General features: G+C 64.1%; 17 protein-coding genes. 8 read left to right on the top strand and 9 right to left on the bottom strand.

The window, feature by feature from the left end; all coding sequences use genetic code 11:
• Positions 1-12: 12 nt before the first annotated feature.
• Positions 13-987, top strand: a complete 975-nt coding sequence (locus C41B8_RS00185; protein WP_037332609.1) for an integron integrase — start codon at positions 13-15, stop codon at positions 985-987.
• A gap of 107 nt (positions 988-1094) precedes the next feature.
• On the opposite strand, the gene C41B8_RS00190 is transcribed toward C41B8_RS00185, so the two are convergent.
• The gene (locus C41B8_RS00190) at positions 1095-2384 is read right to left on the bottom strand and encodes an aromatic ring-hydroxylating oxygenase subunit alpha (protein ID WP_037332611.1); all 1290 of its coding nucleotides are present in this window, start codon (positions 2382-2384) and stop codon (positions 1095-1097) included.
• Positions 2385-2748: 364 nt separating this feature from the next.
• Here C41B8_RS00190 and C41B8_RS00195 point away from each other — a divergent pair, with 364 nt between their 5' ends.
• Together C41B8_RS00195 and fdhA are read left to right on the top strand one after the other, a co-directional pair.
• The gene (locus C41B8_RS00195) at positions 2749-3855 is read left to right on the top strand and encodes an FAD-binding oxidoreductase (RefSeq protein ID WP_037332614.1); all 1107 of its coding nucleotides are present in this window, start codon (positions 2749-2751) and stop codon (positions 3853-3855) included.
• A gap of 236 nt (positions 3856-4091) precedes the next feature.
• Complete coding sequence (fdhA, locus tag C41B8_RS00200) at positions 4092-5285, top strand: formaldehyde dehydrogenase, glutathione-independent (protein ID WP_037332615.1); 1194 nt, start codon at positions 4092-4094, stop codon at positions 5283-5285.
• 860 nt (positions 5286-6145) lie between these two features.
• Here the strand turns inward: fdhA and purU are convergent.
• From purU to apbC, 8 genes are all read right to left on the bottom strand, one after another.
• Positions 6146-7030 carry a formyltetrahydrofolate deformylase gene (gene purU, locus C41B8_RS00205; RefSeq protein WP_051882548.1) on the bottom strand — a complete coding sequence of 295 codons (885 nt, stop codon included), beginning with the start codon at positions 7028-7030 and terminating at the stop codon, positions 6146-6148.
• A complete protein-coding gene (locus C41B8_RS00210) occupies positions 7030-7698 on the bottom strand; it encodes a sarcosine oxidase subunit gamma (RefSeq protein WP_051882550.1) in 669 nt (222 codons plus the stop codon). The genes purU and C41B8_RS00210 overlap by 1 nt, the downstream gene beginning before the upstream one ends.
• Positions 7691-10699, bottom strand: a complete 3009-nt coding sequence (locus C41B8_RS00215; RefSeq protein ID WP_037332617.1) for a sarcosine oxidase subunit alpha family protein — start codon at positions 10697-10699, stop codon at positions 7691-7693. Before C41B8_RS00215 ends, C41B8_RS00210 begins: the two co-directional genes overlap by 8 nt.
• Positions 10696-10989 (bottom strand): sarcosine oxidase subunit delta, encoded by a 294-nt coding sequence (locus C41B8_RS00220; RefSeq protein ID WP_037332618.1) that lies wholly within the window; start codon positions 10987-10989, stop codon positions 10696-10698. Before C41B8_RS00220 ends, C41B8_RS00215 begins: the two co-directional genes overlap by 4 nt.
• Positions 10990-11176: 187 nt before the next feature.
• Positions 11177-12430, bottom strand: a complete 1254-nt coding sequence (locus C41B8_RS00225; RefSeq protein ID WP_037332621.1) for a sarcosine oxidase subunit beta family protein — start codon at positions 12428-12430, stop codon at positions 11177-11179.
• Positions 12431-12455: 25 nt separating this feature from the next.
• Complete coding sequence (locus tag C41B8_RS00230; protein WP_037332626.1) at positions 12456-13826, bottom strand: L-serine ammonia-lyase; 1371 nt, start codon at positions 13824-13826, stop codon at positions 12456-12458.
• Positions 13816-14322 carry a hypothetical protein gene (locus C41B8_RS00235; RefSeq protein ID WP_156962354.1) on the bottom strand — a complete coding sequence of 169 codons (507 nt, stop codon included), beginning with the start codon at positions 14320-14322 and terminating at the stop codon, positions 13816-13818. The genes C41B8_RS00230 and C41B8_RS00235 overlap by 11 nt, the downstream gene beginning before the upstream one ends.
• Before the next feature lie 553 nt (positions 14323-14875).
• Entirely contained in the window at positions 14876-15967 is a 1092-nt protein-coding gene (gene apbC / locus C41B8_RS00240) for an iron-sulfur cluster carrier protein ApbC (protein ID WP_037332631.1), read from the bottom strand.
• A gap of 132 nt (positions 15968-16099) precedes the next feature.
• Here apbC and metG point away from each other — a divergent pair, with 132 nt between their 5' ends.
• The 5 genes from metG to C41B8_RS00270 all read left to right on the top strand — a co-directional run bounded on the left by metG (position 16100) and on the right by C41B8_RS00270 (position 22323).
• Positions 16100-18166 (top strand): methionine--tRNA ligase, encoded by a 2067-nt coding sequence (metG, locus tag C41B8_RS00245; protein WP_037332634.1) that lies wholly within the window; start codon positions 16100-16102, stop codon positions 18164-18166.
• A gap of 223 nt (positions 18167-18389) precedes the next feature.
• A complete protein-coding gene (locus C41B8_RS00250) occupies positions 18390-19049 on the top strand; it encodes an RnfABCDGE type electron transport complex subunit B (RefSeq protein WP_037332637.1) in 660 nt (219 codons plus the stop codon).
• 255 nt (positions 19050-19304) lie between these two features.
• Complete coding sequence (gene ggt / locus C41B8_RS00260; RefSeq protein ID WP_198024976.1) at positions 19305-20879, top strand: gamma-glutamyltransferase; 1575 nt, start codon at positions 19305-19307, stop codon at positions 20877-20879.
• A gap of 143 nt (positions 20880-21022) precedes the next feature.
• Positions 21023-21667 carry an endonuclease III gene (gene nth, locus C41B8_RS00265; RefSeq protein ID WP_037332643.1) on the top strand — a complete coding sequence of 215 codons (645 nt, stop codon included), beginning with the start codon at positions 21023-21025 and terminating at the stop codon, positions 21665-21667.
• Positions 21664-22323 (top strand): fumarylacetoacetate hydrolase family protein, encoded by a 660-nt coding sequence (locus C41B8_RS00270; RefSeq protein WP_037332645.1) that lies wholly within the window; start codon positions 21664-21666, stop codon positions 22321-22323. Before nth ends, C41B8_RS00270 begins: the two co-directional genes overlap by 4 nt.
• Positions 22324-22405 lie beyond the last annotated feature (82 nt).

The raw sequence follows: 22405 nt of genomic DNA on the forward strand, positions 1-22405 counted from the left end.
TGGTTATTACAAATGCCTAAATCGCCACATCGTTCACCGAAGCTGCTCGATCGAGTCCGCGAACGCATACGGCTAAAGCATTACAGCATTCGGACCGAGAAGACGTATATCGCCTGGATTCGTCGTTTCATTCTTTTTCACGATAAACGGCATCCGAAAGATATGGGAAAGCCGGAAGTCGAGGCTTTTCTGACGCATCTGGCGGTCGACCGTCATGTCGCGGCATCCACGCAGAATCAGGCGTTGAACGCCGTGCTGTTCCTGTACACGGAAGTGCTGGGCATCGAGTTGCCCTGGATGGATGACGTGGTGCGCGTGAAGCGGCCGGCGCGGGTACCGGAGGTGCTGAGTACGGCAGAGGTTGCACGTTTGCTGGCTCAGTTGGATGACAACTATCGATTGATGGCGTCTTTGCTTTACGGCTCTGGATTGCGGTTGATGGAAGCGATGCGGCTTCGCGTGAAGGACGTGGATTTCGAGTACCGGCAAATCGTGGTTCGGGATGCCAAGGGCGCGAAAGACCGAGTGACCCCGCTGCCCGTCTCCATTAGCGAAGCGTTGAAGGCACAAATCGATCGGGTCGCGGAGCAGCATCGCGCCGATCTCTCGGCGGGCTACGGTGCCGTTTACTTGCCTATTGCCTTGGCGACGAAGTATCCGAATGCCCAGACCGAGCTCGCTTGGCAGTATGTTTTCCCGTCGTCTCGTCTATCGGTCGACCCGCGATCCGGCCGGACAGGACGCCACCATCTCAGCGAGAAGGGTTTGCAGCACGCGGTTAAAGGCGCGGTGAAGCGCGCCGGCATCCACAAGAAAGCAAGTTGCCACACGCTACGACACTCGTTTGCGACCCACCTGCTCGAACGCGGCAACGATATCCGGACAGTTCAGGAATTGCTGGGCCACAAGAGCGTGCAGACGACGATGATTTATACGCACGTGCTTAAACATGGCGGGCGTGGCGTAGTCAGCCCGCTGGATAGCTGAGCACGCCCGAGGCGTAGCAAGTAGACGGCACTCGCCAGTAGGTCCGCATGAACCCGTCTCTAACCACCCAACTCACGCGAGCCGTTTTCCGCGTTGTTGGAATGAATCTATTGGGCGTTGGCGACCTGCAACGCCGGTGCGTTTTGGCCCAGATGGGTCAGCATCCGTTCGCTGTACCAGTCCACGAAATCGATGATGCCGAATTCGAAGGTCTCGGAATACGGGCCCGGTTCGTAGGCGATGGAGTTGACGCCGCGCTGGTTCTCTTCGGCCAGGCGACGATCCTGGTCGTTGGTGGCGTCCCACACCTTGCGTAGCGATTCGGGATCGTAGTCCACGCCTTCCTGGGCGTCCTTGTTCACCAGCCACTTGGTGGTGACCCGTGTTTCCTGCGGGCCGAGCGGAATCACCCGGAAGACCACCGCGTGATCGCCCATGACGTGGTTCCACGAATTGGGCAGGTGGAGAATGCGCAGGGAGCCCATGTCGGGGCTGGTGAGCCGGCCCATCAGTTTTCGCACGCCCTGCTGGCCATCCGGGGTCATCGAGACGGTGCCTTTCACCAGCGGCGTCCGCGTGATGCGGTTGCGCTTGCCGAAGCGTTTGAGCTGCCAGGGAATACGCTCAGCTTCCCAATCGCTCTGCTTACGCTCGACGACTTGCTTGTATTCCGGCGTGGCGCGCGGGTCGTCGGTGTCGTCGAATTCGTAGAGCGAGTTCAACAGTTCCGGGTGGGCGCCGTTGCAGTGGTAGCACTCGCGGTTGTTCTCGATGACCAGCTTCCAGTTGGCTTTTTCGATGATGTCCGATTCGGCGGCGACTTTGACGTTATCCATGCCGTGCGGGCCAAGATAATCGTCGAGTGCGCTCTGGAAGTTTTCGAGTTCCGGCGGTTCGTCGGCCAGGCAGATGAAGATGAAGCCGCCGCCCGTACGCACGTGCACGGGTTTGAGGCCATAGGCCGACATGTCGAAGTCGGGCCCCATATCGGTGCCGGCGAACAACAACTGCCCGTCGAGTTCGTAGGTCCACTGGTGATAGGGGCAGACCAGCTTGGCCACCTTGCCCTTCGCCTGACTGCATAGGCGCGAGCCGCGGTGGCGGCAGACGTTATGGAAGGCATGAACGCTGCCTTCGTCGCCACGCACGACGATCACCGAATTGTTGCCGACGTTGACGGTGAGAAAGCATCCCTTCTTGGGGATCTCGCAGGTCATGCCGGCGAACAGCCACTCTTTTTCGAAGATGGTTTGCATATCCAACGCGAACAGACGCTCGTCGTTGTAGAACGGCTGCGGCAGCGAGAAGTTGTGCCGGCGTTCCTGGAGCATCGCCGCGGCGGCTTCGCCAACGCCGGACAGCGAATCTGCGAGGGGGAAACGAGCTGTCAAATTCATGGGGCATCCTCATTGCACACCGGCTTTCCTATATAGCCGGCATGACTGACACGCTTTGAGGCACAAAAGGAATGGCCCATGTCATCACCTGGAAGAAAGATGCGCCGACATGAGCGATCTCTTGAACTTGAGCTCGATTGTGAAACAGCTATGACAGCCCGAGTTGCCTGCCAACGACATTTTGCGTCATCCAAACGACGCGGAAGTCAAGGACGGTCCGGCGCGATGGAGCCATGAGATAAGTGAGTGTCGCTGAGAGATAAGTCGCCGAAATACGGGGCGATCAGAATCGAATGCAGGACGGTTCGGCACGCCGAACCCATGGCTCAAAGGGCCGGCCCCTGCAACGCTCAGTGGCGATGACATGACAATGGATTTCTCAAACCCGGTAAATACGCAGACCTGGACCAACGGTCGCCACACGGTGCGTTGCGTGAAGGTCATTCAGGAAACCGCGGATACACGCACGTTCTGCTTCATGTCCGAACAGCCGGTCATGTTCTTCTTCAAGCCGGGACAGTTCGTGACGCTGGAACTGGAGATCGACGGCGAACCGATCATGCGGTCGTACACGATCTCCAGCTCGCCTTCGATTCCCTATAGCTTCTCGATCACGGTCAAGCGTTTGCCGGGGGGCAAGGTTTCCAACTGGCTGCACGACAATCTGGGCGTCGGCGACGTTCTGGCCGTGCACGGCCCGGTCGGCAATTTCAACATCATCGACCACCCGGCGGAAAAGTATCTGATGTTGTCCGGCGGCGTGGGCATCACGCCGCTGATGTCGATGACCCGGTGGTTTTTCGATACCAACGCGGCCGTCGATCTGCATTTCGTGCACAGCACGCGCACGCCGCACGACATCATCTATCACCGCGAGCTGTCGCACATGTTCTCGCGCCTGCCCGAGTTCACGCTGCACATCGTCTGCGAAAAAGACGACAAGCGAGGCGAGTCCTGGGCCGGCTTTCGCGGCTACCTGACCGAGCCGATGCTGGAATTGATGGTGCCCGACTTCATGGAGCGCGAAATCTTCTGTTGCGGCCCCACGCCCTACATGAACGTGGTGAAGAATATTCTTCACAACCGTGGCTTCGACATGACGCACTACCATGAAGAAAGCTTCGGGGCGACACCGGCCAGCGTGCGCGAAGACGTGATCGAGCTGGCCGAGCAGGCCGAGGTGGCCGCGGAAGAAGTCGACGATGCCGATCTGTACGAGGTGGAGTTCGCCAGCACCCATAAGAGCGTGCGTATCCGGCCGAACGAAACGCTGCACGCCGCCGCCGCCAAGATTGGCCTGCATATCCCGAAAGCCTGTGGCATGGGCATCTGCGGCACATGCCGTGTCGGGCTCAAGTCGGGCGAGGTGGAAATGGACCACAACGGTGGCATCACCGAAGAGGACATCGAGGACGGCTACATCCTGTCCTGCTGTAGCCGCCCGAAAACGGATGTCGTTGTCGATTTCTGATCGCGACGGCATCGCCACTTTTGTCACGCGCGTTCATGACATCGCAACGGATGGCGCCATTCGACGCCCTCGCCGAAGCGAGCCCTTTGCGCCTCGATGCGTTTATGCGGTCCATAGCGAACATCACCGGACGGGCGGCCACCACGACTGATCTCGTCATCGGCCGGGCCTCGCCCTGCCCTTAATCATTCCCGAGAAAAGCAAGCAACCCAACTGCAGAATGGAGGAGTCCACCCATGTCATCTTCAGGTAATCGCGGCGTCGTATTCCGCGGCGCCGGCAAAGTCGCGGTCGAGAACATCGATTTTCCCGAACTCGCGCTCGGCAAACGCAAATGCGAGCACGGCGTCATTCTCAAGGTTCTAACCACCAATATCTGCGGCAGCGACCAGCACATGGTGCGCGGGCGCACCACCGCCCCGGAAGGGCTGGTGCTGGGCCACGAGATCACCGGCGAAGTGATCGAATGCGGGCGCGACGTCGAGTTCGTCAACAAGGGCGATATCGTCTCGGTGCCGTTCAACGTCGCCTGCGGCCGCTGCCGCAACTGCAAGCGCGGCGATACGCACATCTGCCTGCACGTGAACGACGACCGCCCCGGCGGCGCGTACGGCTATGTCGACATGGGCGGCTGGGTCGGCGGCCAGGCCGAATACGTTATGGTGCCCTACGCCGATTTTCAGCTTCTTGTCTTCCCCGACCGCGACCAGGCGATCGATAAGCTGACCAACCTGACCATGCTGTCCGATATCTTCCCCACCGGCTTCCATGGCTGCGTGAACGCGGGCGTCCAGCCCGGCTCGACCGTGTATATCGCCGGTGCCGGGCCGGTCGGCCTGGCGGCCGCCGTGTCCGCGCAGCTGCTGGGCGCGGCCTGTGTGATCGTCGGCGACATGAATCCGCAGCGTCTGGAACAGGCGCGCAGCTTCGGCTGCCAGCCGCTCGACCTGCGTCAGGACGCCAGCATGAGCGAACTGATCGAATCGGTGCTCGGCGTGCCGGAGGTCGATGCCGCGGTCGACGCGGTGGGCTTCGAAGCCCACGGCCACGGCTGTGCCCACGAACACGAGCAGCCGGCCAGCGTGCTGAATGCCGCCATGGAAATCACCCAGGCCGGCGGGCGTATCGGCATTCCCGGGCTCTACGTCACCGAAGACCCGGGCGCCGAGGAAGAGAGCGCCCGGCATGGCGATATCTCGATGAAATTCGGTCTCGGCTGGGCCAAGGCCATCTCCTTTCATACGGGACAGACGCCGGCCATGCGCTATCAGCGCCAGCTCATGCAGGCGATTCTTCACGAGAAGGTGGATATCGCCAAAGCGGTCAACGTGCAGCTCATCGGCCTCGACGAAGCGCCGCAGGGCTACGCCGACTTCGATAAGGGCGCGGCCAAGAAATTCGTGCTCGACCCGCACGGCACGCTGATGTGACCTCAAGGCAGCCGCCCGGGCGCCGGGCGGCTGCTTTCATTCCGGGCGACGAGTACGGGGCGTCGCCGTATTCGCATCATGAACAGGCCCGGTACTGCCGGCGCTATACGCAACTCGTGCACATCGCGCCTATGGCGCGCTTAAACGCCAAGCACCGGGTAAATCCCAGGCACACGACTCGCCCGGCCCGCCGCGCCAGCGGTGCGGAGAAAAAGGTTTCATCGCGTGTTTGCGGGACCTAAGTAAGCGGGCGACCGCCTCCCCCGTGGGCAACCGAATGGATCGTATCGTCGTTCATGCGCCCGTGATAAGCGCTGTTGAGGCTGTAGCGTCGCGCATCGCGGGGGCTGCGCGTCTTGGTTAACCGCCGAACGGCCGGAGCTATCGCCAAAGCGTCGTATTCGGTGCCAAGGCTCGCCAATACGCCAACTCGCTGATGCGCCGTGTCTGTATTTCAGTCCCGTTGTGCGGCGACGGCGAGACGTGGTGTCGGCGGGTGTCCGGCGCACGGCGCCGGTGCGCCCAGCCTGTCTGAGCGCCGCCAAAGCGGCGCGAGTTCTGGGCGCATCCCGCCGGCATTACGGCTCGCCCTGAACCGGCGAAGCCGGCGCCGCGCCGGGTGCTCTTCTCTTGGTGACATCTGCCGAGCAAGCAAGAGAAGTGACTCGCGCTGCAGCGCGAAACCAGGGGTCAGCGAAAACGAGCAGAGCAAGAGTTATACCAGTCGTATTCGGCATTTCGGCCCACTACGCCGTTCATTCGCGCCCACCACAGCCCTAACCGTCATCATTCGCGGGGCCCCATTACCGCGGCTAACCCACTAAGAATCAATGCAAAGATCAGGAGATGCCGCCCGACCGTTACCCGAACACCACCGTACGCTCACCGTTGATAAACACCCGCGATTCGATGTGCAGCCGCACGGCACGCGACAGCGCGCGACATTCGCAGTCGCGGCCGAGCGCGATGAGGTCGGGGATGCGATCCGCATGGCGGACCCGGGCGACGCTCTGCTCGATGATCGGGCCTTCGTCGAGCGCGGGGGTGACGTAGTGGGCCGTGGCCCCAATCTGCTTGACGCCACGGGCATGCGCCCGGTGGTAGGGCTTGGCGCCCTTGAAGCCAGGCAGGAAGGAATGATGGATATTGATGGCACGACCGGCCAGCGATAGCGCCAGATCGTCGGAGAGGATCTGCATGTAGCGAGCGAGGATGACCAGCTCGGCGCCGGTGTCGTCGATCAGTCGCTTGAGTTCGGCCTCCTGTTCGCCCCGTGTGTCCTTGGTCACTGGCAAGTGGATGAAGCGCTGACCGTACTGGGTGGCGAGCGGTTCGAGATCGCGATGATTTGAGACGATGGCCGCGATTTCCATCGCCAGTTCGCCGCGGGCATGGCGATACAGCAGATCGCGCAGACAATGATCGAGTTTGGACACCATGACGAGCACGCGCATCGGCCGGCCGAGCGGCTTGAGATGGAGCTCGAAGCCGAAGCGCTCGGCCAGGCGCTCGCGCTCGTCGGCAAAGCCGTCGGCATCGAAAGCGCCCCCACCGTCGACATGAAACAACAAGCGGGCGAAAAACCGCTGGGTATCCGGGTCGTCGTATTGATCCAGCTCCTCGATATAGCCGCCGTGGCGATCGACGGCTTCGCTCAGCGCGGCGACCTGGCCACGGGCGCTGGGCCCCTGGGCGGTCAGTACGTGTGCCCGCCCCGGCACGGGCTCGGCCACCACCGCGCTCATCAGGCGGTGGCCGCTGCGCGGGGCGCGGCGACATCCAGCCCGGCCAGGGCCAGCGACGATTCGGCCGGCAGAATCCGCAAGCCGTATTCGCCGGACGCATCCACCAGCCATTGCCAGAGATAATCGGCAAAGCTGCGGCGCACGACGATCTCGAAGCGGTGGCCAGTTTCGATCACGCGCAGAAACATGGCGCTCTTGGCCAGGAGCGAACGTGTACAGAAGCCGGCACCCGCCACGCGCGGATGCAGGTCCAGCGTGCTGCCTTTGGCGAGCACATCCAGCGCATGCGAGCCTTCCAGGCCGATCGTCGTCTGGCCGCCGGACAGATCGACCACCCCGGCATGCACATCGGCGAGCGCTTCACGCAGCGCGTCGAGCCAGGCGGCGCGCGCCTCGCTGTCGACCATGAAGAGCCATTCGGTCGGGCCCATCCAGCCGATCACCGCGCCGTTGCCTTCGGCATAGGTGTTGGGCGCGGTCGGCGGTTCGACACCGAACACGCGGGCGCATGCGGCCAAAAACGCGGCGTCGTCCGACCGGCCGCGCAGCATGATATGGCCGAGGAAGGAACGCTCGACGAGCGTTACCCCGGCATTCGTCGGGCCGTTGTTGCCGGTGCGGGCCTCGGGCTGGTCGATCAGCGGGCTTTCGAGCTTGATTTTAGACATACTGACGCGCTCCTTCTCGGTCGTAGAACACGGGATCGGTGATCTCGGCGGCAATGACGGTGCCGTCCGGCTGCGGCGAGTAGATGATCTCGCCGTGACGCGACCGGCCGTTCTTGACCACCGCCAGCGCGAAGGCGTGACCGAGCGTGTCGCTGTAGTAGGACGAAGAGACATGCCCGATCATCGGCATGGGCAATTCAGCCTGCGGATCGTCCACGAGCTGGGCGCCTTCGGGCAGCACGATTTGGCCGTCGCGCGGCTTGAGGCCGACATACTGCTTGCGCCCCTCGGCCACGATGTCGGAGCGCGACAAGGAACGCATGCCGATGAAATCGGTCTTCTTCTTGCCGATCGCCCAGTGCATGCCCATGTCCATCGGCGTAACCGAGCCGTCGGTATCCTGGCCGGCGACGATGAAGCCCTTCTCCGCCCGCAGCACGTGCATGGTTTCGGTGCCGTAGGGCGTGATGCCATACGGCTCGCCCGCCGCCATCACCGCATCCCAGACGTGCCGGCCGTAATTGGCGTCGACGTTGATCTCGAACGCCAGTTCGCCGGTGAAGCTGATCCGGAACACGCGGGCCGACACGCCGGCCACCGTGCCGTCGCGGAAGGTCATGAACGGGAAAGCGTCGCGCTCGAAATCGATGTCATCGCACAACGCTTGCAGCACATCGCGCGACTTCGGCCCGTTGACCGCGATGGTCGCCCACTGGTCGGTTACGGAGGTGAAGAACACGTCCATGTCCGGCCACTCGGTCTGGTGCCATTGCTCCAGCCAGTTGAGCGCGCCGGCGGCCCCGCCGGTGGTGGTCGTCAGGTAGTAGTGGTTCTCGCCCAGCTTGGCGGTGACGCCGTCGTCGAAGATCATGCCGTCTTCGTGCAGCATGAGTCCGTAGCGACAGGTGCCGGTCTTCATCTTGAGGCGGCCGCCGGTGTAGATCATGTCCAGGAAGCGATTGGCATCCGCCCCGTGGACTTCGATCTTGCCGAGCGTGGAAGCATCGAGCACGCCCACGCTATTGCGCGTGGCATGACATTCGCGATCGATCGCCTGCTGCATGGACTCGCCGACCCGGCGGTAATACCAGGGCCGCTTCCATTGCCCTACATCCTCGAAGAAGGCGCCGTTCGCGACATGCCAGTCGTGCATGGCTGTCTTGCGGATCGGGTCGAACAGATGATCGGCCGTGCGCCCGGCCACCGCGCCGAAGGAAATCGGGGTATAGGCCGGCCGGAACGTCGTGGTGCCGGTTTCGGCGATGGACTGGTCCAGCAGCCAGGCCAGAATCGCCATGCCGTTGATGTTGCCGAGTTTGCCCTGGTCGGTCCCGAAGCCCATGGCGGTATAGCGCTTGACGTGCTCGACCGACTCGTAGCCCTCGCGCACGGCCAGGGCGATATCGGCCGCCGTGGTGTCGTTCTGATAATCCACGAACTGCTTGGGCCCGCGGCTCAGTGGCCGCTCGCTCGGCGCCAGCCAGAACGGCTCGATCGGCAGCACATCGCCGGGCGTCGGTGCCGAAGGCGCCTTGTCGTCGCCCGGCTCGAACCCGAGCTCGGAGGCCACCGCCCCACCCTGTTCGAAGCCTTGCACCAGGGCATCGCGCAGGCTGAACTGGCCGGTTACGGCGCCGGCCGAGCACTGGCCCGGGTTGTCCGGGCCCGGCAGGAAGCAGGCGGCCACGTCGTCCCAGGCGGGCTTGGAACCGATATGACAATGCAGATGTACGACCGGCGACCAGCCGCCGGACGAGGCAACGAGATCGCAGGCGATGGTTTCGTAATCGCCGGTGAGCTGGCCGTACTTGACCCGCGCGATCTGCACGCTTTTGACACGACGCGAACCGCGCGCCCGGATGATCGCACTGCTGTCGTGGATCGGGATGCCCGCTTCTCGCGCGGCATCAACCAGCGCGCTGCTGGGCTTGCAGCGTACATCGACCACCGCGGCCACATCCCGGCCGGCGGCTTTCAGATCGAGTGCGGTGCGATAGGCGCTGTCGTTGTTGGTGAAGATCACCGCGCGCCAGCCCGGACATACGCCGTAGCGATTGAGATAAGTCGCGACGGCCGAGACAGTCATAATGCCCGGCCGGTCGTTGTTGCCGAACACCAGCGGGCGTTCCAGCGCCCCGGTGGCAAGCACCGTGCGACGCGCGCGAACGCGCCACAGCCGATGCCGGACCTCGCCTTCGGCCGGGCCGCCGCGATAGTCGGCCTTGTCTTCCATCAGGCCGAGAAAGTTGTGGTCGTAGTTGCCGAACGCCGTGGTCCGCGTCAGCACGCGCACGTTGTCCATGGCGGCGAGTTCAGCGCTCGTCGTGTCGATCCAGTCGCGATACGAACGACCGTCGATCCGGGTGCTTTCCTGCACGCGTTCGGACAGCAGCGCACCGCCCAGCTCGGCGTTCTCGTCGGCCAGCAGCACGCGGGCACCGGCCCGGCCGGCCCGCAGCGCGGCGGCCAGCCCGGCCGGGCCACCGCCGACCACGAGCACGTCGCAATGCGCGTTCATGTGATCGTAGCGATCCGGGTCGGCCTCGGTCGGCGCGTGGCCGAGCCCGGCCGCCTGGCGGATGCGTTTCTCGTAATTCGGCCAGTACTTGGCCGGCCACTTGAAGGTCTTGTAATAGAACCCGGCCGGCAGCATGCGCGAGAAGGTGTTGTTCACCCCCATCGGGTCGAACCCGAGCCGAGCGGCGGTCGAGGCTTCCAGTCCGTCGAACAGCTCGACCTGCGTGGCGCGCTGATCCGGCCGCGTCAGCGCGCCGCTGCCCACCTGCACAATGGCATTGGGCTCTTCCGGCCCGGCGCCGACAATGCCGCGCGGCCGGTGGTACTTGAAGCTGCGCCCGACGATCGACACGCCGTTGGCCAGCAGCGCCGAGGCGAGCGTATCACCCGGGTGACCCGTGTATTCGCGGCCGTTGAAAGTGAATTTAATGGTGCGGCTGCGATCGATGCGGCCGCCGTGCTCGAGGCGTTGGGTCTGTCTCATCGGACTTCTCCCGAAGCGTTTGCGAGAGCGGGCCGACCGGGCAGGTCGACGGATTCGATGCGATAGGTCACCGTCTGGCGCACCACGTCGAAGAACTGGCCGCAGCCGTGCACGTGGCGCCATTGCTCGTGATGGCGGCCACGCGGGTTCTGACGCATGAACAAGTAATCCGCCCACTCGGCGTCGGTGAGCGCACTCGGGTCTTCCGGCCGCTTGATGCCGCCCTCGCCCGCATAGGCGAATTCGGACTGGTCCCGCGGGCCGCACCAGGGGCAATCGATCTGAAACATGGCTTCGTTCCCTTTGTTAGTCCGCGAATGAACGCCAATGGGCGCAAATGAAGGAAAGGCAAAACATCGAGAAAGGCCGATCAGCTCGAATATTCGAAGCGTTTGTCATGACCTCCTCCCGCAACTGAACATAAAAAATCCATCTGTCTTCATTAGCGCTTATTCGCGTCCATTTGCGGATAATTCTTCAATGCGCCACGCCGGCCGCGCCGTGCTCGTCGACGAGATAGCCGGTGGTGTAACGATCCAGCGAGAACGGCGCATTGATGGGATGCGGTTCGCCGGTGGCCAGCGTGTGGGCGAACACCCACCCCGAGCCCGGCGTGGCCTTGAAGCCGCCCGTGCCCCAACCGCAGTTGATGAACAGATTGTCGACCGGCGTCTTGCCGATGATCGGCGTGGCATCCGGCGTGGTATCCACGATGCCGCCCCAGTGGCGCAGCATCCGCATGCGCGAGAACATCGGGAACATCTCCTTGATAGCCGCGATGGTCTCTTCGATGATGTTGAAGCTGCCGCGCTGGCCGTAGCCGTTGTAGCTGTCGATACCCGCGCCGATGACCAGCTCGCCCTTGTCGGACTGGCTGATATAGCCGTGCACCGCGTTGGACATGATCACCGTGTCCAGCACCGGCTTGACCGGCTCGGACACCAGCGCCTGCAGCGGGTGCGATTCCACCGGCAGGCGGAAACCGGCCATGTCGGCCAGCACGCCCGAATGCCCGGCCACCACGATGCCTACCTTCTTCGCCTTGATGGTGCCGCGCGTGGTTTCTACACCGGTGACCCGGCCGCCGTCGCGCAGAATATTGGTGACTTCGCAGTTTTCGATGATGTCCACGCCGCGGGCGTCGGCCGCACGGGCATAGCCCCAGGCCACGCCGTCGTGACGCGCGGTGCCGGCCCGGCGCTGCAGCGACGCCCCCAGAATCGGGTAGCGGGCATCCGGCGAGGTATTGATGATCGGCACTTCCTGCTTGATCTGCCGGGCATCGACCACTTCGCTGTCGATGCCGTTCAAACGGTTCGCGTTCACCCGGCGATGGATATCGCGCATCTCCTGCAGCGTGTGGCCGAGGTTGTATACCCCGCGCTGCGAGAACATGACGTTGTAGTTGAGTTCCTGCGACAGCCCTTCCCAGAGCTTGAGCGACTTCTCGAACAGATGTGCCGATTCGTCGTAGAGATAGTTCGAGCGCACGATGGTGGTATTGCGCGCCGTGTTGCCGCCGCCCAGCCAGCCCTTCTCGACCACGGCCACGTTGGTGATGCCGTGCTCCTTGGCCAGGTAATAGGCCGTGGCCAGGCCGTGCCCGCCGGCGCCGATGATGATGACGTCATATGCCGGCTGCGGCTCGGGGCTGCGCCAGGCACGATCCCATTTCTCGTGATGCGACAGCGCGTTGCGCGCCAACGAGAAAATCGAGTAGCGGTTTTTCATGGCGGGGTTCCGTTGATCGGTGGGTTCAACACTCGATGACGTTCACGGCGAGACCGCCGCGCGAGGTTTCCTTGTATTTGGTCTTCATGTCGGCGCCGGTGGCCCGCATGGTCTTGATCACCTTGTCCAGCGATACGCAGTGTTCGCCGTCGCCGCGCAGGGCCATGCGCGCGGCCTGGATCGCCTTGGCCGCCCCCATGGCATTGCGCTCGATGCACGGCACCTGCACCAGCCCCGCTATCGGGTCGCAGGTGAGGCCCAGGTTGTGTTCCATGCCGATCTCCGCGGCGTTCTCGACCTGAGCCGGCGTGCCGCCGAGCACTTCGGCCAGGGCGCCGGCGGCCATTGAACAGGCCACGCCGACCTCGCCCTGACAGCCGACCTCCGCGCCGGAAATCGAGGCGTTTTCCTTGTAGAGCAGGCCGATGGCGCCGGCGGTGAGCAGAAACCGCACGATCCTGTCTTCGTCGCCGTCGCAGAAATGCACGAAATAGTTCAGCACCGCGGGCACGATGCCGGCCGCGCCGTTGGTGGGCGCGGTCACCACGCGCCCGCCGGCGGCGTTTTCCTCGTTGACAGCCATCGCATACAGCCCGACCCAATCCAGGGCGGCCAGCGGATCCCCGGCGGCCTCGGCGGCTTCCAGATCGCGGGCAAGCCGGGCCGCACGACGACGAACCTTGATGCCGCCCGGCAGCATGCCTTCGCGCGAACGGCCGGCGGCGATGCAATCGACCATCGCCGCCCAGATCTCGAGCAGGCCAGCCCGAATGGCAGCCTCGTCGCGCCAGGCGGTTTCATTGGCCCGCATGACGTCGCTGATCGCCAGGCCTTCGCGCCGGCAGATCGACAGCAGCTCGGCCGCGGTATGAAACGGGTAGCGCTGGACGGTCGTGTCTTCGACCAACCGGGCCTTGCCCTGCTCGTCCGGCTCGATCACGAAGCCGCCGCCCACCGAATAGAAGATGCGCTCGGCCATAACGTCGCCGGCCGCGTCCAAGGCGGTGAAGCGCATGCCGTTGGTATGCACCGGCAGGCGCTCGCGTTTGTTCATCTTGAGATCGGCCCGGGCATCGAAGGCGATCTCGTGGCGGCCGTTGAGCGCAATGCGTGAGTTCTCGTGCATCGCGGCGATCCGGGCGCCCATGGACTCGGCATCGATCTTCTCCGGCACTTCGCCCGCCAGGCCGAGCATCACGGCCTGATCCGAGCCATGCCCGCGCCCGGTCGCGGCCAGTGACCCGTAGAGCATGACCTGAACCGACGCGACGGCATCGAGCCGGCCGGCCTCGTCGAGCTCGCCCACGAACCGAGCGGCGGCCCGCATCGGCCCCACCGTGTGCGAGCTGGACGGCCCGATGCCGATCTTGAACAGTTCGAAAACACTAACTGCCATCACGGACCCAGACGCCTTGCATCTGCCGGAAGCGTTCGCACAGCGCGCGAACCTGGCGCCGCGCACGCACGGCGATGGCATCGTCGCCCGCCATTTCCAACATGTCCGCGATCACGCTTGCGAGCTGGCGTGCCGCTGTCGCATCGAAGCCGCGACGGGCGATGAGCGTGGCATCGATGATCAAACCGCGCGACGACAGGTCGCCGCGCAGATCGAGACCAATATCAGCGAACCGCGCCACTGTCCTGCGGACATCGGCCGCCTGATGTGGCGTCATCAGAATGAAACGATGATCGGCGTCCTCGATCGAAAGCGTGTCGAGCGCTCGGCCATTCAGCAGCCGGCGCATGGCATGCGCAAGCGCGATCGGACAAGCGCCCGTCGACGCCGGCAGGCGACGCGGGCCACGCAGATCGATGCGATCGGCTTGCTCAGGCGGCGTCCGCACGAGCCGAGCCGCTGCGGCCGCATGCTGGGTGGAGCTGGCTTGTGACATCGTCGGCATGCCTCGTTACCGCATGATCGATCCATGCATTGATTAGATCGAGTCACGCCCGACGAGGCCTTGAACATTTGCGACATCGTGGCGGCTGAATGCGGCAATGTGCGGGCAATGTACAGCCGACAGCGCCCCTATTCGTTTATCGATGAGTCGCACGGCGCCCCCCCCCCCGATACGACCACATAGCGGGCGGGCCTCGGACTGCCAAGTGACAATCGATGCCTCGACCCGGATCAGTTCACCGCCGCTCGCGAATGGGTGTTCATGTCGGATTACGCCTCGCTAATCCGACCTACACGACTTTGTTCCCGAACGCATTGATCCGCAGATCGACACAGACTCACGCAGATGGCGGTTAGTCGTCAGTGCGCACGGGTTCGATCGGGGCGCAAACCGCCACATGCGCTTCGTTGCCCAAGGAATCATGCGAGCTGCAAGACTTGTTCGACTTCGTCGCCAGTTGGCGCCTCAAGTCGGCTACACCGCGAGCTACGCACAGACGGCGGGACGCCGTTGTCATCCGGCTCGGCGCCCCGCCCGCGGTGGGTCAGTTGCTTTCCACCTTGATGTTCGGGAACTTGCTGGCGTAGTCCTTCTTCTGGCGCGAAAGACGCGCCGTGGCGTTACGGGCAATGTCGAAATACGCCGCCGCGATCTGGGAATCCGGCGCCGACACGACGGTCGGCTTGCCCGAATCGGCATATTCGCGAATCGAGATATCCAGCGGCAGCTCGCCGAGCAGATCGACATCGTACTCATCGGCCAGCCGCTGGCCGCCGTGCTCGCCGAAGATGTGTTCCTCGTGGCCGCACTTGGAACAGATATGCGTGCTCATGTTCTCGACGATGCCAAGCACGGGCACGCTGACCTTCTTGAACATCTCCACGCCCTTGCGCGCGTCGATGAGCGACAGGTCTTGCGGCGTGGTGACCACCACCGCGCCGGAGACCGGGATCTTCTGCGCAAGCGTGAGCTGGATATCGCCGGTGCCCGGTGGCAGGTCGATGATCAGATAGTCCAGATCGCCCCAGGCGCTCTGGAACAGCATCTGCTGCAGCGCCGAGGTCACCATCGGGCCGCGCAGGATCGCCGGGCTTTCCTTGTCGATGAGATAGCCGATCGACATGGTCTTGAGGCCATGCGCCTCGACCGGCGCGATGACATTTTCGCCGGCGGCTTTGGCCTTGGTTTCGATCCCCATCAGGCGCGGCTGGCTGGGGCCATAGATATCGGCGTCCAGCAGGCCGACATTGGCACCGTCGGCGGCCAGCGCCAGCGCGAAGTTGGCGGCGACGGTGGATTTGCCGACCCCGCCCTTGGCCGAGGCCACGGCGATGATGTTGGCCACGCCGTCGATGCGCTTGAGCTGGGACTGCACGGCCTTGGGGCTAATCGAAAAGCCGACCGTCACATCGGCCTGCTCGACCTCGTCCAGCGCTTCCAGCTTGGCGCGGACTTGCTCGGCCAGTTCCTGGCCATAGCGGCCACAGGGGAAACCGAGATCCAGTTCCAGCGTGACGCGGTGGCCGTCGATCTCGAGCGAGCGCACGGCGCGCGCGCTGACCAGATCGGTATCCAGATAGGGCTCGTGATATTGGGCCAGTTCGGCCGTGACACGTTCGCGAAGAGCATCACTCATGGGGCGCACCGCGGTTGGGCATTAATGGGCAGGCGCGCATGATAGCAACTCAAGGCGCCGTTCCGGGGCTCGGGCGACGGGCCGGCTGTGGCATACTGGCGCGCTTTGCAAACCTCGAAAATCGAGACCGTCATGGCGCGCGACATCCTCGTCACCTCGGCCCTGCCCTACGCCAACGGCGCGACGCACCTGGGGCATATGCTCGAGCACATTCAGACCGACATCTGGGTGCGCTTCCAGAAGCTGCGCGGGCACAACTGCATCGCCGTGTGCGGCGACGATGCCCACGGCACGCCGATCATGCTCAAGGCGCGCGACCAGGGCATTACGCCCGAGGAATTGATCGCCGGCGTATCCGCCGAACGTCAGCGCGATTTCGCCGATTTCCTGATCGCCTACGACAACTACTATACGACGCATTCGGACGAGAACCGCGAGCTGTCGTCGACGATTTACGAGCGCCTCGCCGCAGAGGGCCATATCGCCCGGCGCACGATCTCGCAGGCCTACGATCCGGAAGCCGGGATGTTCCTGCCGGATCGCTTCATCCGCGGTGACTGCCCGAACTGCGGCAGCCCGGATCAATACGGCGATGCCTGTGAAGTCTGCGGGGCCACCTATCAGCCGACCGAGCTCGGCAACCCGGTCTCGGTGCTGTCGGGTGCGACGCCGATCGAGCGCGACTCGGAGCATTATTTCTTCAAACTCGCCGATTTCGAGGCCTTCCTGCGCGACTGGATGCGCGGCGATCGCCTGCAGGAATCGATGAGCCGCAAGCTGGACGAATGGTTTGCCACCGGCCTGCGCGACTGGGACATCTCCCGCGATGCGCCCTACTTCGGCTTCAAGATCCCGGGCACCGAAGACAAGTATTTCTATGTCTGGCTGGACGCGCCGATCGGCTACATGGCGGCGTTCCAGAACCTGGTGAACAAGCGCAATGACCCGGAACTGACCTTTGATCGCTTCTGGGGCCGCGATTCCAAGGCCGAGCTGTACCACTTCATCGGCAAGGACATCGTCTATTTCCATGCCCTGTTCTGGCCGGCGATGCTCGAAGGCGCGGGTTATCGCACGCCGGACGCGATCCATGCCCACGGCTTCGTGACGGTCAACGGCGAGAAGATGTCCAAGTCGCGCGGCACCTTCATCAAGGCGCGCACCTGGCTGGACCATATCAACCCGGAATTCCTGCGCTACTACTTCGCGGCCAAGCTGACCCACCGGGTCGAGGATCTGGATCTCAACTTCGAGGACTTCCTGGCGCGGATCAATTCCGACCTGGTCGGCAAGTACGTCAATATCGCCAGCCGCTGCGCGAACTTCATCAGCAAGCGTTTCGACGGCCGCTTGGCCGCCGAGCTGGACCGGCCGGAACTGGTCGAGCGTTTTGCCGCCCAGGCCGAAACGATCGCCGATCACTTCGAAGCGCGTCGCTATTCGCAGGGTATTCGCGCCATCATGGCGCTGGCCGACGAGGCCAATGCCTATGTGGCCGAACGCGCACCCTGGCAGATCGCCAAGGAAGACGGCCGCGACGCCGAGCTGCAACAGATCTGCACCACCGCGCTGAACCTGTTCCGCCAGCTCACGATCTATCTGAAACCCGTGTTGCCGGCCACGGCCGAACGCGCCGAGGCTTTCCTGCAGGTCGAGCCGATGACATGGGCCGATCTGGCCACGCCGCTGCTCGATCATGAAATCGCCAAGTTCAAGCCGCTTCTGCGGCGCGTCGAACAGCCCGCGATCGACAAGATGATCGAGGCCAGCAAGGAAGATCTGGAAGCGGCGGCCGCGCCGACCAAGGCCGAGCCGGAGCAGCCGAAGGACAAAAAGAAAAAGGAAGCCAAGGCCGAGCCGACACCGGCCGACGGTGGCGGCATCATCGATATTGAGGATTTCGCCAAGGTCGACCTGCGCGTGGCGCGGGTCGAATCCGCCGATCATGTCGACGGCGCGGACAAGCTGCTGTGCCTGCAACTTGATGTGGGCGAACTGGGCAAGCGCCAGGTCTTTGCCGGCATCAAGTCGGCCTACGATCCGAGCGCGCTCGAAGGCCGGCTGGTGGCGCTGGTGGCCAACCTGGCGCCGCGCAAGATGCGCTTCGGCGTCTCCGAAGGCATGGTGCTCGCCGCCGGCGATTCGCCGCACGTGCTGTCGCCGGACGAGGGGGCCAAGCCGGGGGACAAGATCAAGTAACGCGGCTTCGTTCGTTAAAACCTGTCCGCAGATCGACACAGATCTACGCAGATTGGTACGGGGCGGCTTCCCGCATGCTCGCTAGGCGAGTCTTCGCGAGACTTGACGCGGCCGAAGCCGGGGCCAAGCATCGAAGCTGTCAGTCTTTCGATCTGCGTGTTTCTGCGTCGATCTGCGGACAAATGCCTTGTCAGTTTGTACCTCCGAGCCACGCCACTGCGCCATGACCGACGCTTCCGTCGACGCCATCGATGCCCTGTTGCCGCAGACTCAGTGCCGACGCTGTGGTTATGACGGCTGTCGGCCGTATGCCGAGGCGATTGCGGCCGGCGAGACGGATATCAATCGCTGCCCGCCGGGCGGCGCGGCCACGATCGACAATCTGGCCGAGCTGACCGGCATCGCACCCAAGCCGCTCGATCCGGAATGCGGTGATGCCAGCGTGGCCAAGGTCGCGTTCATCCGCGAGGACGAATGCATCGGTTGCACGCGTTGCATCCAGGTTTGTCCGACCGATGCCATCATCGGTGCCGCCAAGCAGATGCACACGGTAATCGAAGCCGACTGCACCGGCTGCGAACTGTGCGTGCCGGCCTGCCCGGTCGATTGCATCGACATGCCAGAATCCACGCCCGAAACCGGGCAGCCGCTGTGGCCGCCCCAACGCCCGATCGACGCCGAGCGCGCCGCCCGGGCCCGGCAGTTGTTCGAAGCACGCCAGAAACGGCTCAATCGTCGGACGACCCGAAAACGCCGGGCCAATCGTCACGAGGCGACCCACGACGCGCGCGAAGACGCCGCCGCGACATCCGCGGCCAAGAAATCGACCATTGCGGACGCCATCGCGCGCGCCCGGGCCAAGCGCACGCAACGTCAGGATTGAGTGGCGGCCGGCACGGGGCTCGTCCGACGATTCTCCGAGCATGCTCGCGGCCACAACGACGCCCGTACCCCGCTGCGATGCTTCACCCGCCGACATGTACATGTCGATAACAATCCACGCCGGCGTGTATGCCGTGCGCCGGCCATGGCGGCCGATGTTGCTCGGATCGAAGCAGGGCTCTAAGTTGACGGCTGGGGCCGAACCGACGACAGCCACAGGGCGAACTGCATGCATCATCCGACGAGACCGACCGCCATGTCGCTTCGCGGCATGGTCTGCTCCCCTCATTATCTCGCGACCGCCGCCGGGCAGGCTATCCTGCGCGAGGGGGGCTCTGCCGTCGATGCAGCGATCGCGGTCAACGCGGTGCTTGGCGTCGTCTTTCCGCATATGACCGGGATCGGCGGCGATGCGTTCTGGCTGATCCACTCGAACGACGCCAGCGCGCCCGTCGCGCTCAACGGGTCCGGGCGCGCAGTGGGCGCGGCAACAAGGGACTGGTATCGCGAGCGCGAGCTGGATGTGATCCCGCATCGCGGGGCTCTCGCGGCGCTGACCGTGCCGGGCGCCGTGGACAGCTGGTGCATGGCCCACGAGCGATATGGACGATTGCCGCTCTCCGTCGTGCTGGAGCCGGCCATCGAGCATGCCCGGCACGGTTATCCGGTGGGCGAATCGCAGGCGCGCTTCACGTCCGAATGCGTGGACGCGCTCAATGGCTGCCCCGTGGCTGCGGCGCAGTTTCTGCCCGACGGCCGCGCGCCGCAGCCGGGGGATGTGATGCGTCAATCGGCACTGGCCGACACGCTGGAAACCATCGCCCGCCACGGCCGCGCGGGGTTCTATGAAGGCGACGTGGCGGCCGAAATCGTCCGTCATCTCGGCGCCGCCGGCCAGGCCTGGACGGCAAACGATCTGGCCGATCATCGCGGGGACTGGGCCGAACCGATCTCCACCCGGTATCGGGGCCTGGATTGCTATCAGACGCCGCCCAACTCGCAGGGCTTCGCGCATCTGATCATGCTCAATATTCTCGAGCAGTTCGATGTCGCCGCGCTGCATGACGATCCCGCGGCCTACGTCGATCTCGTCGTGGCCGCGACCCGCGAAGCCTTCCAGGTGCGCGATCAATACCTGACCGACCCGGTCTTTCACGACATTCCGTTGCCGCGCCTGCTATCGAAAGACTTTGCCCGCGAGTGCGCGGCACGTATTCGCGACGGCCAGCCCAACGAGTATCAGGCCCAGTCGATCGGCGGCGATACCACGGCCACGACGGTGGTGGATGGCCAGGGCAACGCCGTATCGCTCATCCAGAGCATCTACCACGAATGGGGGGCAGCCACGATGGCCGGCGATACCGGCGTGCTGCTACAAAACCGCGGCGCGCTGTTTTCGCTCGCCGACGACCATGTCAACCGCCTCGAACCGGGCAAACGCTCGTTTCATACCCTCATGCCGAGCATGGCCTATCGCGACGGCCGGCCCTGGCTGGTGTACGGCACGATGGGCGGCGAAGGCCAGCCCCAGACCTGTACCGCGCTGCTGACGCGCATGCTCGATTTCGGCCTGGACCCGCAACGCGCGGTCGATGCGCCGCGCTGGCTCTACGGACGAAGCTGGGGCGCGGCGATCGACGGCCTGCGTGTGGAATCCCGCTTCGACCCGGCGATGGATGCCAGCCTGGCGGCGCGCGGCCACGACGTCGACCGCGTCGGCGCCTGGGAGGGCGTCATGGGCCATGCCGTGGCCATTCGGATCGACCCGACCAAGGGCGTGTTGCAAGGCGCCGCCGACCCGCGCGGCGAAGGTATTGCCCTGGGCTGGTGACGACGCCGGACGGGACGCTCGCCCTGCTCGGCCGGCGGCCGTGACGTACGCGCCGCAACCATGCGCCGCGCACGAGCGCGGCGCCGCGTTATCCTTGCCGCTCGCAGTCTTTTCGTCGGCCAGACGCCATCCAGTAGCCCCTGATGAACAAGCAGAAACGTACCGAAATATTCGAACGGCTGAAGGCCGCCAATCCGGCACCGAAAACCGAGCTGGAATACAGCTCCACGTTCGAGTTGTTGATTGCGGTGATCCTGTCGGCCCAGGCCACCGACGTTGGCGTTAACAAAGCGACCCGCCAGTTGTTCCCGGTCGCCAATACACCACAGGCGATTCTGGATCTGGGCGAGGATGGCCTGAAGCGCTATATCAATACCATCGGGCTCTACAACAGCAAGGCCGCCAACATAATCAAGACTTGCCGGGCCCTGATCGACAACCACGACGGCGAAGTGCCGGCGACCCGCGCCGAACTGACTGCCCTGCCCGGCGTCGGCCGCAAGACCGCCAACGTCGTCCTCAATACCGCGTTCGGCCAGCCGGCGATGGCGGTGGATACGCATATCTTTCGCGTATCCAACCGTACGGGCATCGCGCCGGGCAAAACGGTCCGCGAGGTCGAGGATCGGCTGCTGCGACGGGTGCCCAAACCCTATCTACAGGATGCCCACCACTGGCTGATCCTGCACGGCCGGTATGTCTGCAAGGCACGCACGCCCGCCTGCGACCAGTGCGTTATTGTCGATCTCTGCGAATACAAACACAAAAATCTTGGAGCCTCTGCATGACCGCTTCCCGCCAGGCCGACGCCTTTGCCTACCGCGGCACACCGCGTATTTTCTGTATCGGACGCAACTACGCCAAGCACATCGAGGAGCTGAACAACACGCTCCCCGGCGCCGAATGCGTCATCTTCATGAAACCGGCGTCCTCGCTGGTCGCCCCCAATGAAGCCATCCGGCTCCCGGTCGGCGTCGGCGCGATCCATCACGAAGCCGAGCTGGTGGTCGAAATCGGTCTGGGCGGCCGCGATATTCGGCCCGAAGCCGCGCGCGAGCATATCCGCGGGCTCGGCCTCGGGCTGGACCTGACCCTGCGCGACGTTCAGACCGAGCTCAAGAACAGCGGCGAGCCCTGGGAGCGTGCCAAGGCGTTTGACGCCAGCGCGCCGCTGGGGCCGATGGTCTCACTGACGGAGAATACGGATCTCAGCGATCTGCATTTCGAGCTGGCGGTCGACGGCGAGGTCCGCCAGTCCGGCCATACCGCGCACATGCTGGTCGGCGTGGCCGACCTGATTGCCGTGGTCAGCCGGACCTGGGCGCTCATGCCGGGCGATCTCATCTTCACCGGCACCCCGGAGGGCGTCGGGCCGGTGCAACCCGGCCAGCACCTGAAACTGTCCGGTCCTGGTCTGGCCGGCGCGGAGTGGACCCTGGCCTGATCGCCGGGCCACTCTATTCCGACGTATAAGATGAAAAGCTGAGTTTTCCCGACTGGGCAAAGCCGCTTCATCTATGCCAACA

The sequence above is a fragment of the Salinisphaera hydrothermalis C41B8 genome (genome assembly GCF_000732535.1).
Taxonomy (GTDB): domain Bacteria; phylum Pseudomonadota; class Gammaproteobacteria; order Nevskiales; family Salinisphaeraceae; genus Salinisphaera; species Salinisphaera hydrothermalis.